16 protein-coding genes are annotated in these 16,539 nt (G+C 55.0%); 13 read left to right on the top strand and 3 right to left on the bottom strand.

The genetic code is table 11. From position 1 onward, the window contains the following. The first annotated feature begins 59 nt into the window (after positions 1-59). The 4 genes from MHM85_RS00535 (at position 60) to MHM85_RS00520 (ending at position 4,198) form a co-directional block, all read left to right on the top strand. Positions 60-1,301 carry an FAD-dependent oxidoreductase gene (locus tag MHM85_RS00535; protein ID WP_239286383.1) on the top strand — a complete coding sequence of 414 codons (1,242 nt, stop codon included), beginning with the start codon at positions 60-62 and terminating at the stop codon, positions 1,299-1,301. 102 nt (positions 1,302-1,403) lie between these two features. Then, positions 1,404-1,613: a putative motility protein gene (locus MHM85_RS00530; RefSeq protein ID WP_139527516.1), complete on the top strand. Its 210-nt coding sequence runs from the start codon at positions 1,404-1,406 to the stop codon at positions 1,611-1,613. Positions 1,614-1,801: 188 nt separating this feature from the next. Next, positions 1,802-3,391, top strand: a complete 1,590-nt coding sequence (locus MHM85_RS00525; RefSeq protein WP_139527518.1) for a peptide chain release factor 3 — start codon at positions 1,802-1,804, stop codon at positions 3,389-3,391. An 18-nt stretch (positions 3,392-3,409) separates the two neighbouring features. Next, on the top strand, positions 3,410-4,198 hold the full coding sequence (locus MHM85_RS00520) for a TatD family hydrolase (RefSeq protein ID WP_239286382.1): 789 nt from the start codon (positions 3,410-3,412) through the stop codon (positions 4,196-4,198). On the opposite strand, the gene MHM85_RS00515 is transcribed toward MHM85_RS00520, so the two are convergent. After that, positions 4,189-5,145 carry a folate-binding protein gene (locus MHM85_RS00515; protein ID WP_239286381.1) on the bottom strand — a complete coding sequence of 319 codons (957 nt, stop codon included), beginning with the start codon at positions 5,143-5,145 and terminating at the stop codon, positions 4,189-4,191. The genes MHM85_RS00520 and MHM85_RS00515 overlap by 10 nt on opposite strands. Positions 5,146-5,330: 185 nt before the next feature. Here MHM85_RS00515 and MHM85_RS00510 point away from each other — a divergent pair, with 185 nt between their 5' ends. The 7 genes from MHM85_RS00510 (at position 5,331) to MHM85_RS00480 (ending at position 12,999) form a co-directional block, all read left to right on the top strand. Beyond that, positions 5,331-5,528 carry a hypothetical protein gene (locus MHM85_RS00510; RefSeq protein ID WP_139527524.1) on the top strand — a complete coding sequence of 66 codons (198 nt, stop codon included), beginning with the start codon at positions 5,331-5,333 and terminating at the stop codon, positions 5,526-5,528. Beyond that, positions 5,529-5,936 (top strand): OsmC family protein, encoded by a 408-nt coding sequence (locus MHM85_RS00505; protein WP_139527525.1) that lies wholly within the window; start codon positions 5,529-5,531, stop codon positions 5,934-5,936. It abuts the gene before it with no gap. 24 nt (positions 5,937-5,960) lie between these two features. Further along, positions 5,961-7,985 carry an excinuclease ABC subunit UvrB gene (gene uvrB / locus MHM85_RS00500; RefSeq protein ID WP_139527527.1) on the top strand — a complete coding sequence of 675 codons (2,025 nt, stop codon included), beginning with the start codon at positions 5,961-5,963 and terminating at the stop codon, positions 7,983-7,985. 3 nt (positions 7,986-7,988) lie between these two features. Continuing rightward, complete coding sequence (nei, locus tag MHM85_RS00495; protein ID WP_139527529.1) at positions 7,989-8,819, top strand: endonuclease VIII; 831 nt, start codon at positions 7,989-7,991, stop codon at positions 8,817-8,819. A 176-nt stretch (positions 8,820-8,995) separates the two neighbouring features. After that, positions 8,996-10,501, top strand: a complete 1,506-nt coding sequence (locus MHM85_RS00490; RefSeq protein WP_139527531.1) for a fumarate hydratase — start codon at positions 8,996-8,998, stop codon at positions 10,499-10,501. Positions 10,502-10,606: 105 nt separating this feature from the next. Then, entirely contained in the window at positions 10,607-12,025 is a 1,419-nt protein-coding gene (gene cls, locus MHM85_RS00485; protein ID WP_139527533.1) for a cardiolipin synthase, read from the top strand. A 56-nt stretch (positions 12,026-12,081) separates the two neighbouring features. Further along, a complete protein-coding gene (locus MHM85_RS00480; protein WP_139527535.1) occupies positions 12,082-12,999 on the top strand; it encodes a LysR substrate-binding domain-containing protein in 918 nt (305 codons plus the stop codon). 10 nt (positions 13,000-13,009) lie between these two features. Here MHM85_RS00480 and MHM85_RS00475 read toward each other — a convergent pair whose 3' ends face one another. After that, on the bottom strand, positions 13,010-14,104 hold the full coding sequence (locus tag MHM85_RS00475) for a bifunctional nicotinamide-nucleotide adenylyltransferase/Nudix hydroxylase (RefSeq protein ID WP_139527536.1): 1,095 nt from the start codon (positions 14,102-14,104) through the stop codon (positions 13,010-13,012). Positions 14,105-14,278: 174 nt separating this feature from the next. Between MHM85_RS00475 and MHM85_RS00470 the strand changes: the two genes are divergently transcribed. Next, entirely contained in the window at positions 14,279-15,178 is a 900-nt protein-coding gene (locus MHM85_RS00470; RefSeq protein ID WP_139527538.1) for a YihY/virulence factor BrkB family protein, read from the top strand. A gap of 16 nt (positions 15,179-15,194) precedes the next feature. Further along, on the top strand, positions 15,195-15,470 hold the full coding sequence (locus tag MHM85_RS00465) for an acylphosphatase (protein WP_139527540.1): 276 nt from the start codon (positions 15,195-15,197) through the stop codon (positions 15,468-15,470). Between the two features lie 29 nt (positions 15,471-15,499). Here the strand turns inward: MHM85_RS00465 and MHM85_RS00460 are convergent, their stop codons facing one another. Further along, a complete protein-coding gene (locus MHM85_RS00460) occupies positions 15,500-16,450 on the bottom strand; it encodes a D-2-hydroxyacid dehydrogenase (RefSeq protein WP_153843336.1) in 951 nt (316 codons plus the stop codon). Positions 16,451-16,539 lie beyond the last annotated feature (89 nt).

Genomic DNA, 16,539 nt, shown 5'->3' with positions numbered 1-16,539 from the left:
AACCATGCTGCTCACAGTATGAGTCTGAACAATATCCAGATAGAAAGGAGTGCATCAAAATGGCGCGTCAAACGGTGGTGTTGGGGGCAGGCATGGTAGGGGTCAGTATTGCTTGGCAGCTGCAGAAACGTGGCCATCAAGTCACGCTGGTCGATCGTCGCCAACCTGGCCGAGAAACCTCGTTTGGTAACGCGGGCATCATTCAGCGAGAGGCGGTTCGGCCCTATCCGTTTCCTCGCGATATGAAGACCATCCTTAGCGTGTTGCCTAATCGTCGTGTCGATATCCGTTACCGGCCCGCCGGAATGGTCAATGCCGCTTCACCGCTGCTGAGCTACTGGCACCACTCCTCATCTCGGCTTTATAAAAAAATCGTGCCCGAGTACGCTTCACTGATTCAGCTTTGCCTAAACGCCCATGGCCCGATGATCGAAGCGGCAAAGGCCGATCATTTGGTGCGTAAGGAGGGCTGGTTGGAGATATATCGCACTCAAGCGAAGCTCGATAAACGCATTCAAGAAGCTGAAGAGGCCCGCGAACTCTATGGCGTCGAATTTGCTGTGCTCGACCGCGCTGCGTTAAGCGTTAAAGAACCGCAGCTTGGTGATGACATTATTGGTGCCATTCACTGGCTCGACCCCTGGACCGTTGCTGACCCCGGTGGCCTGGTGGCGGGGTATGCGACGTCATTCGAGGCCATGGGTGGGGAGTTGTTACAGGCCGATATTACCGGCGTCACCCAGCACGGTGAGCGCTGGACCGTAACGACCAACGCAGCGTCGTTAGAGGTAGATCAAGTCGTCATGGCCTTGGGGCCGTGGGCGGGCCAGTGGATGAAGCCGCTGGGCTACCATTTCCCAACGTTCGTAAAGCGCGGCTACCACATGCACTATGCGACTCAGCCAGAAGCGAAGCTGAATTACTGGTTGATGGATGCCGAAGTTGGTTATTTGCTGGCACCTATGAATGCGGGAGTGCGCTTGACCACTGGCGCGGAGCTGGACCGTCTTGAATCCCCTGCCGATGAAGAGCAGTTGGGCGCTGCTGAGAAAGTCGCGCGCTCGATCTTTCCACTTGGGGAACGCAAGGACAGTGCGGCATGGAAAGGGGCTCGTCCATGCCTGCCGGACATGAAACCCGTCATTGGCCCAGCACCGCGCCATCCCGGCCTTTGGCTTGCGTTTGGCCATGGCCACCAAGGATTTACTCTGGGACCTGCGACTGGCCAATTACTAGCGGATATGATGGAAAATAAACCAACGGCCATCGATATGAGCCCCTTCCGTGCGGATCGCTTTTAAACGCCTTGTCGCACGTCTTTACATAATCACGCGGGAGAAACATGGCTCCGTCGGTTTGGGTTTGCTAGGCTATGAATGTCATCTATAGGAGCGAGGTGTAGTATGGATGTAGCTGCAAGTAATGCCGTCAGCACAGCGCTGTACATGAATCAGGCGCAAACCGCTGAGCAAGCGCAAATGCAAATGTTCCGCGAGGCTCTGGACGTTCAAGCTGAGCAAATCACTGAAGTGTTGGCCTCTGCTGACACCGGTGCTCAGCCGAACCTTGCTCAAGAGGGTAGCGTGGGCACCCAAGTGAATACCTACGCCTAACGCTTGCTCTTGTTGAGTGCTTGCCTCAATAGACCCAAACGCCGACACTGTCGGCGTTTTTTTGTGCACTGGACGTTACTCACGTGGTGGTATGCCGTTGTAGGCGACTTGCGTTACCATAGGCCTATTGCGTCGAGGATTTGGCGCCAAGTTTTAAGTCATCACGTTGCACCTTCTTAGAGAACTCCATGTCTGACGCCCAAATAGCGCGCGAAGCCGAGCTGCGCCGTACTTTTGCGATTATTTCGCACCCTGACGCCGGCAAAACCACGATCACAGAAAAGATGCTGCTGTTCGGGAATGCCATTCAGCTGGCGGGGTCGGTGAAAAGTAAACGTAATGATCGCCACGCAACGTCCGACTGGATGAAGATGGAGCAGGAGCGCGGTATTTCGGTCACTACCTCCGTGATGCAGTTTCCTTACGGCGGCCGTATCGTCAATCTGCTGGATACGCCGGGTCACGAGGATTTCTCCGAAGATACCTATCGTACCCTGACAGCGGTGGATTCTGCGCTGATGGTCATCGACGGCGCGAAAGGCGTCGAAGATCGCACGATCAAGTTGATGGAAGTATGTCGTTTGCGCACGACGCCCATTCTGACGTTCATCAATAAAATGGATCGCGATATACGCGATCCCATCGAAGTCATGGATGAGGTCGAAACGGTCCTCAATATTCAGTGTGCGCCGATGACGTGGCCGATCGGGATGGGGCGCCATTTCAAAGGGGTGTATCACCTCTACAATGATGTCATCCATCTTTACACGCAAGGGCAAGGCAACCGTATTCCTGAGGATAAGCGAATTGAGGGATTGGATAACCCTGAGGTAGACGCGATCCTGGGCGAGGAGCAAGCCGAAGAGCTTCGCATGGAGGTCGATTTGGTGCGCGGCGCGTCTCACGAATTCGACTTAGAAGCCTATCGTCGTGGTGAACTAACGCCGGTCTATTTTGGTACCGCCATGGGTAACTTTGGCGTGCGTGAAATGTTGGATGGCTTCGTTGAGCATGCGCCATCACCACAACCTCGCGAGACCGATACCCGCGAAGTGACCGCGAAAGACGAGCGATTCACTGGTTTCGTCTTCAAAATTCAAGCCAATATGGATCCGAATCATCGTGACCGCATTGCGTTTCTGCGCGTCTGTTCGGGTAAGTATGAAAAGAACATGAAAATGCGCCATGTGCGCATTGGTAAAGACGTCAAGATCGCCGATGCCCTGACGTTCATGGCCTCGGACCGCTCTCAGGTAGAGGAGGCGTGGCCTGGCGATATCATCGGCTTACATAACCACGGCACGATTCAGATTGGCGATACGTTCACCGTCGGTGAAGATATGCGCTTTACGGGGATCCCTCATTTCGCTCCTGAGCTTTTCAAGCGGGTTCGCCTAAAGGATCCTCTCAAGATGAAAGCGCTGCAAAAAGGCCTGCAGCAGCTCTCTGAAGAGGGCGCTACGCAGGTATTCATGCCGATGGACAACAACGACCTGATTCTGGGGGCCGTGGGTACGCTTCAGTTCGATGTGGTCGCCCACCGTTTGAAAGAGGAGTACAAGGTCGACTGCCTTTACGAGGGCGTCAATGTGCAAACCGCACGCTGGGTCTATTGTGACGACGCGAAAATGCTCGAAGAGTTCAAGCGTAAGGCAAGCGCCAACTTGGCTATCGACGGTGGTGGCTATCTAACCTACATCGCGCCGACGCGGGTCAACCTGCAAATGACCCAGGAGCGCTGGCCAGACATTCGTTTCCAGCCAACCCGCGAGCATTAATATCCGCAAGGGGGATAGATGCTGATAGACGCCCACTGTCATTTGGACGTTGCGGAGTTCGAGACGGACCGTGATGCCGTCATCGCCGCTGCGAAGGCCGTGGGCGTCTGCCGCTTCATCGTGCCTGCGACGGTGCGGCAGCGTTGGCCGCATGTGCTGGCGCTCGGCGAGCGTGACGATGTCCGCATCTGTCTCGGGCTTCATCCTTACTTCATTGAGCACCATCACCCAGATGATTTGACGGCTCTCGAGGCGCTGGTCACCCAGCAGCTCGAGGGGGCGCCTAAGGACCGGCCGGTGGCGATTGGTGAGTGCGGTATCGATGGTCGTTTTATTGATAGTCTGGACGCTCAGTGGCACTACTTCGATGCCCAGCTTTCTATCGCCAAGCGAAGCCGTCTACCGGTCGTGGTTCACTGCGTCAAGGCCAATGACAATGTCAGTCAGCGGTTGCGCCAACAAGCGTTGCCAAGGGCAGGGCTCGTTCATGCCTTTTCTGGCTCCTACGAACAGGCCGCCAAGTTTTTGGATATGGGCTACATGCTGGGATTGGGGGGGGCGGTGACCTATGAGCGTGCTCAAAAGTTACGCCGCGTAGTGACAAAATTGCCTGATGATGGGTTCGTGCTGGAAACCGATAGCCCCGATATGCCGTTAAGTGGCTACCAAGGCCAGCGCAACGAACCTTCGCACGTGGCGCAGGTGGCGAAGGTAGTGGCAGAGTTGAGAAAACAGCGCTTCGCAACCGTGGCGGCATTGAGCAGTGCCAACGCCGCCCGGCTGTTTGCATTAGACGATCAGTTCTGAGCAAGCTGAGCGGCTATCTGCTCAGGGTCCAAGCGCTCGATCGGATAGGGAAGCGCCTGCAAGGTAAGAGGTGTTGTCTGCCAATAGACGGTCACGCCGTCTTCCATCACCTTGGTATTCATTACGGCCAGAAGCTCGATGTGCTGATCATCGCTGGTTGCACTGCTGACGACTTCGCCTAACGATTTACCGCTCTCATCCATTAGGGTGGCACCCAGCTCGGGCAGCGAGGCAGTGTGCGCGCGGGCGTGCACGAGGCGCTTCTTGACTTGGCCGCGGAAATGGGCGCGGGCAACGACCTCCTGGCCGGTATAGCACCCTTTCTTGAAACTAATCCCGCCCAACGCTTCCCAATTCAGCATTTGTGGTAGGAACTGGTCCTGCTGAGCGGCCGTGAGCCACGCCAGTCCGCTACGGATATCTGACAGCTTCCAGGCGTTGAGCAATGCCTCGCTGTCTGTCAAGAGATTTTGAGGCTCTTCTTCGAACATGAATAGCCAACGAGGAGACCCTGGGAGGTGTAGCACCGTGCCAGACGTGCTAGTGGCGTGGGTGTAGGGCTGCTTTGGCAACGTCACGCCCAGACAATAGGCCAAGTTTTCGGCTGACTCACTGGCGCCTGCGAAAATGATGTTTTGTGCCACTGATAACTCCGCTTTGTAAAAAGCGGCAAATTTGTTCAGGTGTTTGGCCAGATCATTCGCCAGAGAGGCGTCGAGAATCAGCCGATAATGATTCATCTCGAGCCTACACAGCTGTCCGTTGGCCAACATGCGGCCCTTTGGGGTACAAAAACAGGTAAGCGGCGCAAACGAGCCGTTTGCCAATCCCACTTGCGCGCTGGTTTGACCTTGCAAGAATTTCTCCGCATCGGCCCCTTTGATATCCAGTGCAGCATATTGATCCAAACGTACGGCACTAGAGGGCGGCGTCTTCTCCATGGTCATGGTCGCTCCTGAACATTGTGGGTAAGCATCGTCGATCTTTATCAAAATGTGGGCAGACTTGTTGGATTGCAAGGCCTTGACGGCATGCTAGACTCTTCATTCTGTATCAGGTTTGCATAGGTAATGGTCGTTGCCGGTTACCACGACGCAACCTAGGCAAACACTTTTCCTCAAAAGGACGTTTCATGGCAGTTCAATCATTGAGTTTTCAGGGTGTTACCACCGCAGAACAAGTCAACAAAATTACCACCGCTCTGATGATGTTGGATGGCGTCGATAGCGCTGAAGTGGGGCGCTATGGTGCAGAAGTGGAGGGGCGCGCGAAACGAGACGCTCTCATCAAGGCCATTGAAAAACTCAACCTGCGCATCAAGGTATCGTAAATGCATCTGCCTATCGTGGTGATCAGTGAACGAAATAGCGCCTTTCGTCAGCGCGTCGAGGTCAACGGCATGGATGACCTCTTCGCGGACGTGCCTACGGTGGTAGGAGGAGATGAAAGCGCTCCAGATCCCCATGACTATTTTGATATTGCGCTGGGAACCTGCAAGGCGATCACGGTCCAAATGTACGCCAAACGTAAGCAGTGGCCGTTGGAAGGGGTGACCGTCACAGTGCAGCGCGATGACAGCGGCGAACGCCAAGGTCACTACAAGCTGGACGTGACGTTAGAGCTTCATGGCATCAGCGTTCCAGAGCAACGCGCTAAACTGGAGGAGATAAGCCATCGCTGCCCGATCCAACGCCTGATGACCCAGGCGACGATCGAGATAGCCACCCACACCGTGTAGGCCCATTCACCAATAGGAGCAAAGATGAGCAAGGAATTTCGTCTGCAGTCAAAATTTCAGCCTGCGGGCGATCAGCCTGCGGCCATCCGCGGGTTGATTAGCGGTTTGGAATCCGGGCTTGCCCATCAGACGCTGCTTGGTGTCACCGGTTCGGGTAAAACCTTCACTATGGCCAACGTGGTTCAGCAGTTGCAACGACCCACGATCGTCATGGCGCCCAACAAAACGCTAGCAGCCCAGCTTTACGGGGAGTTCAAGTCGTTCTTTCCTGATAACGCCGTCGAGTACTTCGTTTCGTATTACGACTACTACCAGCCAGAGGCCTACGTGCCTTCTTCAGATACGTTCATCGAGAAAGACGCTTCGATCAATGACCATATCGAGCAGATGCGCTTGTCCGCTACTAAAGCCCTGTTAGAGCGTCGGGATGCGCTGATCGTCGTTTCCGTATCGGCGATCTATGGTTTGGGGGACCCCGATCAGTACTTGAAGATGCGTCTTCATTTTACACGCGGTGAACTGATCGATCAGCGTGCGTTTTTGCGCCGTTTGGCCGAGCTTCAGTACACCCGTAATGATATGGATTTCCGTCGCGGTACCTACCGCGTGCGGGGCGATGTCATCGATATTTTTCCAGCGGACTCGGACGAAGAGGCGGTGCGCGTCGAGCTGTTCGACGACGAAATCGACTCTATTCGTTTGTTTGACCCGCTGACCGGCGATGTTCGTGGTCAAGTACCTCGCATGACGATCTACCCGAAGTCCCACTACGTGACGCCCCGAGAAACCATTCTTGAAGCTATCGACGCCATCAAAGCCGAGCTCAAAGAGCGCTTGGAGTGGCTGCGTCATCACGAGCGTCTGGTAGAGGCTCAGCGGCTAGAGCAGCGAACGCTCTACGACATCGAGATGATGCTCGAATTGGGCTACTGCAACGGGATTGAAAACTACTCGCGCTACCTCTCAGGCCGTGCTCCTGGCGAGCCGCCTCCCACGTTTTTCGACTACTTGCCGGATGATGCGCTGCTGTTTATCGACGAGTCACACGTCAGCGTGCCTCAAGTGGGAGGGATGTACAAAGGCGACCGTTCGCGTAAAGAAACGCTGGTGGAGTATGGATTTCGCTTGCCGTCCGCGTTGGATAACCGGCCGATGAAGTTCGAGGAGTGGGAGTCGATCTCACCCCAAACGATTTTCGTGTCGGCGACACCTGGGCCTTACGAGGCCGAGCACGCAGGTCAAATCGTCGAGCAGGTCGTGCGACCAACGGGCTTGTTGGATCCGCAGATCGAAGTGCGCCCGGCCAGTTCGCAGGTGGACGACCTGCTGTCGGAGATTGGCTTACGTAACGCCGTTGGCGAGCGCGTGCTGGTGACAACGCTGACCAAGCGCATGGCGGAAGACCTGACGGATTACCTCGACGAGCACGATATCCGGGTGCGCTACCTGCACTCCGATATCGATACGGTCGAGCGTGTCGAGATCATCCGAGACCTGCGGCTGGGTAAGTTCGATGTCCTGGTGGGTATCAACCTGCTTCGGGAAGGGTTGGACATTCCTGAGGTATCGCTGGTCGCCATTTTGGATGCCGACAAAGAAGGCTTCCTGCGCGCTGAACGCTCGTTGATCCAAACCATTGGTCGTGCCGCACGCAATGCCAACGGCAAGGCGATTCTGTACGGTGATCGAATCACCGATTCCATGCGTAAAGCGATCGATGAGACCGAGCGACGCCGTGCCAAACAGATGGCGCATAATGAAAAGCATGGTATTACGCCCACAACGGTCACGCGCTCCGTGGCGGACATCCTCGAAGCGGCCCAAACGCCGGGTAAAAAGGGCAATCGCCGTAAGGGTAGCGAGCGTAAAGTGGCTGAGCCATCAGGCGGATACGATGTGGCGTCCATGAACCAGCAGGAGCTTCTGGCCGCCATCAGCAAGATCGAAGATGCCATGTTCGAAGCAGCGCAAAACCTGGAGTTCGAAGAGGCTGCCCGGCTCCGCGACCAGCTGCATCAAATGAAAGAAAAACAGCTGGCGCTAGGATAACCGATGCCCGAAGGTCCCGAGATCCGCCGAGCGGCGGATCGCATTGAAAAGCAGATTGGTGGAAAAATTCTCGAGGATGCCTGGTTCGCCTTTCCCGAGCTTGCCAGTCAAGCCAGCTCGCTGATCGGTGTCAGGGTGTCGGCAGTGGACTCGTGGGGAAAAGCCATGCTGATTCGGTTTGCCGACCGTCGTGTGCTTTACTCGCACAACCAGCTTTATGGCGTATGGAAACTGCATGCTGACGACAAGCCACCCAATACGTCGCGCTCCTTACGAGTTCGTTTGGTGGCGGAAGGGCGTGCTGCCAGTTTATACAGTGCTTCTGACGTTTCGCTTTGGGAAGAGGACAGGCTGGCGCATCATCCGTTTTTATCCCGTTTAGGACCTGACTTGCTGAGCCAGCAAGTCAGTGCTGCCGACGTAGAGCAACGTCTTTTGTTACCGGCGTTTAGGCGCAGAAGTTTGGGAGCACTACTGCTCGACCAGGGGCTGGTCGCCGGCCTGGGTAACTACTTACGTTCTGAGATTCTGTTTTTTTCCCAGTTGCATCCCAAGCAGCGTCCTTGTGACCTCACGAGTGAGCAGCTAGCGGTGTTGTCGTCGCGCATCATCGATATTACCCGCACGGCTTACCGAACAGCAGGTGTCACCAATCAGGACGCGTGGATCGAACAAGCCGTTGCCTCTGGTGAGTCTCGCCGCCAATGGCGGTTCAGCGTGTTCGAGCGTGCCGGATTATCGTGCCACCGCTGTGGTTATGTGATTGAGCGTACGACAATAGGGTCACGGCGACTCTATTGGTGCCCTCGGTGTCAGCCACCTCCTTCGCCGTAAATTTTATACCGTTATCTCAATTTTGATGATTCATAATCCTACCAAAGAGCTAAGTGAACAAAGCGCGTAGCCCACTGGATTGGCTGCCGCCTTGGGCCTCAATACGGTATACTTCCCGCACACTTAGACGGCCGCCAAGGCTGCAGCCTAGACGTTAACCGAGGAGCTGTTAATCCATGACCGTGATTCGCCAGGACGACGTGATCCAAAGCGTTGCCGATGCTCTGCAGTACATCTCTTACTACCATCCCAAAGATTTCATTGACGCCATGGCGGCGGCCTACGAGCGGGAAGAGAACCCGGCAGCCAAAGATGCCATCGCACAGATTTTGATCAATTCCCGCATGTGCGCTACGGGTCACCGCCCGATTTGCCAAGACACCGGCATCGTGACGGTCTTCGTACATGTGGGCATGAACGTCACATGGGACGCCGAGATGAGCCTTGACGACATGGTCAACGAAGGCGTGCGTCGTGCATACCAGTTGCCGGATAACGTATTGCGAGCCTCGGTTCTGGCCGATCCGGACGGCAAGCGTCAAAACACCAAAGACAACACGCCCGCCATCATCCACCATAAAATCGTGCCGGGCGATAAAGTCGACATCCATGTGGCCGCGAAGGGAGGCGGTAGCGAAGCAAAATCGAAATTCGCCATGCTTAACCCTTCCGACAGCGTAGTCGATTGGGTAATGGAGCAGCTTCCCAAAATGGGGGCGGGCTGGTGCCCACCGGGCATGCTGGGTATTGGGATTGGTGGCACCGCTGAAAAAGCGATGGAGATTGCCAAAGAAGCGCTGCTCGACCCTATCGATATCCAAGAACTACAGGCTCGCGGTGCCAGCAACCGTGCCGAAGAGCTGCGTCTCGAGCTATTCGACAAGGTGAACAAGAGTGGTATCGGCGCGCAGGGGCTGGGGGGCTTGACCACCGTGCTGGATATCAAAGTCAAAGATTACCCCACCCACGCGGCGAACAAGCCAGTGGCGATCATTCCCAACTGTGCCGCTACCCGCCACGCCCATTTCACGCTGGACGGATCCGGCCCTGTGGCCTTACCGGCGCCTAAGCTCGAAGACTGGCCGGAAATTACCCGTGAAGCGGGCGACAACGTGAAGCGTGTCAATCTGGATACCGTCACCCCCGAGGAAGTGAAAACCTGGCAGCCTGGCGACACGCTGTTATTGAACGGTAAACTGCTCACGGGCCGTGATGCGGCTCACAAGCGCATGGTCGATATGATCGCCAAAGGCGAGCCGCTGCCTGTCGATATGAAAGGTCGTTTCATCTACTACGTTGGGCCGGTCGATCCGGTGGGTGACGAGGTGGTCGGCCCGGCTGGCCCTACGACGGCGACGCGAATGGACAAATTTACCCGTACGATGTTGGAGGAGACGGGGCTATTGGGCATGGTGGGTAAGGCCGAGCGTGGTCAAGCTGCCATCGAGGCGATTCGTGATAACCAAGCCGTCTATCTCATGGCGGTGGGTGGCTCTGCCTACTTAGTGGCGCAGGCCATCAAGAAATCGCGGGTCGTAGGGTTCGAGGACCTAGGAATGGAAGCCATCTACGAATTCGAAGTGGAAGACATGCCCGTTACCGTTGCGGTGGATAGCCAAGGCACATCGGTGCACCAGACCGGTCCGGCCAAATGGAAAGAGATCATTGCTGAAAAAGCGTGATAGGCTGATGCAATAGACGTTGTATCACGACAGGAGCCCCGTTTTAGCGGGGCTCCTGTGTATGGAGCGACGTCGTGAGACCTAACGGATGTTGAGGAATAGCCCATGACCTCTTGGTTGCTAGGGACAGGGATTATGTTGATTCACGTGCTGGGTATGATCTCGGCCGTGATGGCTCTGATGTCGAGTCGCACGTCACAAGGTGCAGTCGCGTGGATCATTTCATTACTGACGTTTCCCTACGCCGCAGTCCCTGCCTACTGGCTATTTGGTCGTCCACGTTTTTATGGTTATGTGACCGCAAGAGGCGCTCGCGATTCGGTACTGCGCCGGGTGCTCGTACGTTATAGGCATAACGTAAAACCTCACGTTGCACACTCTAACAATACCGACATACAGGCCGTCGAGCAGTTGGCCATGATGCCGTTGACGAAGGGCAATAGCACCAAGCTTTTGATCGATGGCAAAGCAACGTTCGAGAGTTTGTTCCAAGGTATCGAACAAGCGCAGGACTACCTGCTCATCCAGTTCTTCATCGTCCGTGACGACGAGTTGGGTCGACAGCTCCACCGACAATTGAGCGCGGCGGCCAAGCGAGGAGTGCGCGTCTATTTTCTGTATGACGAAATTGGCAGCCGTAAACTCAACGACAGCTACTTTAACGAGTTGAGAGAAAGCGGCGTCGAAGTATCGCCATTCCGTTCGTCACGCGGACTCAAACACCGTTTCCAGCTCAATTTCCGAAACCATCGCAAGATTGCTGTAGTAGATGGTAAGCAAGGGTGGATTGGCGGCTTCAATGTGGGGAACGAGTATCTAGGTAAGAGCGCCAAACATGGCCCTTGGCGAGATACCCATTTAAACGTGCAAGGCCCTTGCGTGTTGGGATTACAAGAAGCCTTTTGGGAAGATTGGCACTGGGCAACGGGAGACGTCATTACCTTGAACTGGCATGCAGAGTGCCACCCACAGCAAGATCAGCAAGTAGTCATCGTGCCTTCTGGCCCAGCCGACAAGCAGGATACCGCAGGGTTACTCGTACAGCAGCTGATTCATAGTGCCAATCACCGCTTTTGGGTTACAAGTCCCTATTTCGTACCCGATCAAGGCGTACAAGACTCGCTACGACTAGCCGCCATGCGTGGTGTTGATGTACGTGTGATGATTCCAGAACGGCCAGATCATTTACTGGTGTTTCTTTCCGCCTTTTCGTTTTTGCCTGACATGTTAAGGGCAGGCGTAAAAATATACCGTTATCAACCTGGGTTCTTGCACCAAAAGATCATGCTCATCGATGACTCTTCAGCAACAGTCGGCACAGTGAACTTAGATAATCGTTCGTTTCGGCTAAATTTTGAGATTACGGCATTCGTGCCAAGTGCTGATTTTGCTGCCGATGTGGCCACCATGTTAGAAGCCGATTTTGCAAGGTGTCGCCGTGTAACGCTCGATGAAGTGAGCCAGCGACCTATGTGGAAAAAGGTCGTTTCTCGCGCTGCTTATTTAATGGCCCCCGTGCAATAGAGTCTCAGCGTCACCAACGGACGAAACTCTCAACGAACAAACAATAGGAGACATGGGTGAACCTAGAAACAAAATGGCTGGAAGACTTTGTCGCCCTTGCAAACACTCGGAGTTTTTCAGCCTCTGCCCGACAGCGCCATGTCACCCAGCCCGCGTTCAGTCGGCGTATCAGGGCCTTGGAGCAGGCCGTTGGCGTCACCCTGGTGGATCGATCCACCACCCCCATTGGGTTGACCTCGGAAGGGCAACTCTTTTTGGTGACTGCACGCAATTTAGTCGAACAGCTTAATGAATCGTTGAGTCATTTACGCGGCTTGTCGATTGCCAACGAAGCGCTGGACATCGTCGCGGCGCATTCGCTCGCGCTGAGTTTCTACCCCCCCTGGATCTCAAGACTGCAAAAAGGACTGGGGGAGTTGCCGACGCGCTTGGTCGCCATGAATGTCGGTGAAGCCATTCATGTGCTTCGCGAGGGTAACTGCGACCTGATGCTGGCCTACTACGACCCTTTCGCGACGATGCAGTTAGATGCAGAGGTCTTTCCATCATTCTCCATCGGTAAGGTCAAGATGTTGCCCGTCTCGCTACCTGATACGCAGGGTAAGCCGCTATTTTCGCTGCAGCGTGATAGCTCGATTCCGTATTTGGCTTATACCCAAGGGGCCTTTCTAGGCCGCAGCGTGCGCATGCTGCTGAAAAATGACCCATTACGAATGAAACTTCGAACCGTTTATGAGACGGCGATGGCCGAAGGTTTGAAGGGCATGGTATTACAAGGCGTTGGTGTTGCTTGGATACCTGATTTTTGTATACGCGACGAGTTAAAAACCGGCAAGCTCGTGAGAGCTGGGGATGAGAGTTGGGATATACCGCTAGAAATACGTCTCTATCGCTGTTCGCTAGTGCACAAGCCGGGGGTAGAGCGGCTGTGGCGGCAGATGATGAAACTGCCGCGTGATTTCTTGCAGGCCTAAACGTGTAGCTCTAAAGAGAGCCAAAATCTGCGGGCAGGCCGAGGAAGTTTTGGATAATGAAAAAATGGTCTTCAAAGAGGCTTTCGGGCTCCAGGTCGGCAAGCGCCACCCAGCGTGCGTGATCGCCGCCCTTGACGGGTTTAAGGCGGGGCAACTGCTGGTCGGGCCGCAAAGCAAAGTAAAACGCCTCGGCCAACGTGCGACCTCGCCAGCTGCGGTGTGGCTCATCGAACAGCCGCTGACCCTTTAGCGAGCCTTTCAAAACGGGCTCTGGTACTTTCAGCCGGAGCCGTTCGCGAAGTTCACGCAAGCAAGCATCTAGCAAACGCTCATGGGGGTTGATGAAACCACCGGGGAGGGCGAACAATCCTTTGCCCGGCGCCGCCGTACGCTTGACTAACAGCACATGACCCGACTGAACGACAACAGCGTTCACCGTGACGAAAATAGGCGGATAGGGTGCCTGGGACCAGGCGTGACGATATTGGTCTAGAAGCTGCTGCTCTTCCAGCAGCCGATGGTAAGCATTTCCTTTGCAAAAATCTCTGACGCTCTCTACGACGCCGGGTGGCAAGTCATGGTAAGCACCGGTACTCAAGTAGTCATCGGTAGAGCCAGGGGAACGAAACAGCCGCTCACGAATGTGACTAGCTGAAATACCTTCGACCAACGGGACACTGACGGACTCCCACTGGGGGAAAAGCGAGAGATAGTAGCTTGATTGGCCGCGACTCGCACCAATGAGCCCAATGCGCGGTAAGCGTGCATTGGCGGGGGTAGCCAGATCGCGCACCTTGCGCTGTACGTCTCTCACCCACACATCATCGTTATAAAGCGCATCCAACAGGGGAGTGATTTCAAGCCGCTGATTGTCCGCATCGTCAAATCCTGAGCGAAGCATCGATTGGCGCTCATTGAAATGCCAGGGATTGCGTAACGACCGTGCTTGCCAGGATGAGCCCACCATGACGATCACTTGGCGCGCTTTTTTGAGCGCTTCTCGAATAATGGCCAGATGCCCCAAGTGGGGTGGCTGAAATCGACCTATGAACACTAAGCAATCAAAGTCGTAAGATGTGGCAGATCGGGCTGCATCTGAGTTCATCGCATTTCCTGATTGCGGAAAATGAAGAATAGAGCGGTGCCATTATGATCGCCACCCTACATCCCTGCAATGCAATCATGACTGCGCTCAACGCTTTGATTAGGTATGCTTATTCATTCGTTGTCAGACCGGCGTTGCAAAAGAACGCTATACACTGCGTTGAAGGGAAACACTATGATTAAAAAGACACTCACGTTTTGGTGGAACGTGGTTCAGGATGCAACGTCGTTATGGCTCGAGCGCAATGCGTTCAGTTATGCCGGATCATTGGCATTTTATACGCTGTTTTCGCTCGCACCGACGGTTATCATTGCCGTTACCGTGATTGGTGTGGTGTTAGGAGAAGAGGCCGCCCAGGGCCAAATTGTCGCCCAATTACAAGGCACTTTAGGAGTGGATGCGGCCTTGGCGGTCGAGCAAGCCGTGGCGCAATCGCGCATTGAAGAGTCGGGTATCCTGCCGACCTTACTTGGCTTTATTGCGTTACTCGTCGGTGCCACGACCGTCTTTGCCCAGATGCAGTTCTCGCTCAATACCATTTGGGGAGTGACCGCTAAACCGACCAGTAACAGTGCATTTATTTTCATCAAAAACCGACTGCTCTCGCTGACCGTCGTACTTTCGATTGGCTTTATTCTGCTCGTCTCGCTTGTGCTCGGTGTCATGCTCAGAGGGATGCTTCACGCTGCTAATGATCTTCTCCCTTTCGCAAGTCTACTGACGACGACCGCAGAATCTTTGATTTCACTGGCCATGGTCGCTTTACTCTTTGCCACTATCTTTAAAGTACTGCCGGATGTCGTGTTACGCTGGCAGGATGTATTGATTGGCGCTGTCGTCACTGCCGTGCTTTTCACCATTGGGCGCAGCGTGATTGCGATCTACTTGGCTTATACCGCGACGGCGTCGACCTATGGAGCGGCGGGGTCCGTCGTCATGATTCTTTTGTGGGTGTACTATAGCTCGCTTATTTTGCTGTTTGGTGCTGCTTTTACGCGCTCGCTGCTGTTACGCCGTGGACGTCCGCTAGTGCCACGCAATAGCGCCGTGCTGGTCAAGCGAGAACTGCTTTGATGTTAAGGAGTGGACGATGGCTCAATGCTGTGTACGTGCATTCGTAACGGGAAAAGTGCAGGGCGTCTGGTATCGCCGTGCTACTCAAGAGCAAGCACTCTTGAGAGGCGTCACCGGCTATGCGAAAAACTTGCCTGATGGTCGTGTGGAAGTGCTCATGTGTGGCCAGGTTGCGGCCGTCTCAGAGCTTGGTCAATGGCTATGGCAAGGTCCACAAGGGGCGCAGGTCACTCATGTCACGCTGGAGACACTCGAGAACCAATACGCCCCTGACCACTTCTCGACCTACTAGATACGTGCTACTGGCACTGGGTGAAAAAGTTAGTGAGCCTCGGTTTGCCAAGCGCGGATATTGTCGGCAGTGAGGCCAACGATGTTTTGCCGTGCTTCAGGCGTTATCCAAGCGTTGTGAGGCGTTACGATCAAATTGAGCGGTTCTGCTTTTGCCAGAGCATCGAGGAGCGGATGCCCGTCTTTGGGCGGCTCGGTAGGCAGCACATCGACCGCTAACCCACCAATGTCCCCGTTACGAAGGGCCTCGAGCGCCGCCACTTCGTCGATGATGCCGCCACGGGCACAGTTGACGATCAAGAGTGACGGCTTGGCCTTGGCAAGACGCTCCTTGTTGAGAAGGTGTTTCGTAGCCTCGTTCAGCGGACAGTGTAGGCTGATGACGTCGGCGGTGGGCAGCAGTTCGTCCAAGGACGGCCGCTGATCGTTGTGCTCATTGCCGGGTCGGGCGGCAAACGTGACTTGCATACCAAAGGCTTCGGCTAAACGTGCCACTTCAGACCCCAGTTCCCCTTGGCCGACCATGACCAGTTGCTTGCCAGACAACTGCAGTGTGGGATGTTCCTGCAAGCAGAAAAAGTCACTGTCCTGCCATTTTCCATCGGCAATGTCCGCTTGATAGCGGGGGAGGCGATTGGCCAATGACAGCATGAGCATGAGGGTATGTTGCGAGACACTGGCTGTGCCATAGGCCGAGACGTTCTTGACGGCGATGTTATGCGCTTTAGCGGCCTCCAGATCGATGTTGTTCAGCCCAGTGGCCAGCACACAAATGAGTCGCAAAGAAGGTAGCTGAGCGAGCGTGTCGGCGTCGAGTTTGACCTTGTTGACGATCGCGATCTCTGCTTCGACCAAGCGTTCACGAGCTTGCGTCGTGGTGCTCTGCTGATGGATCTCTAAGTGCGTGACAGCGTTACGAATCGCCGTCAAATCGATGTCTGGGCCAAGGCTTTGGGCATCCAGTATGACCGCGTTGGGCATTGCATGTTCTCCATTCATTGCCGAAAGCCGCTTGGCCTTGCTCGGCAGGGGGCACAAAAGGGTATAATGACCGCTCTATCGACCGCAGT

The organism is Halomonas sp. McD50-4 (genome assembly GCF_022348135.1).
Classification (GTDB): domain Bacteria; phylum Pseudomonadota; class Gammaproteobacteria; order Pseudomonadales; family Halomonadaceae; genus Vreelandella; species Vreelandella piezotolerans.
This window is presented reverse-complemented; position numbering and strand designations above follow the sequence as displayed.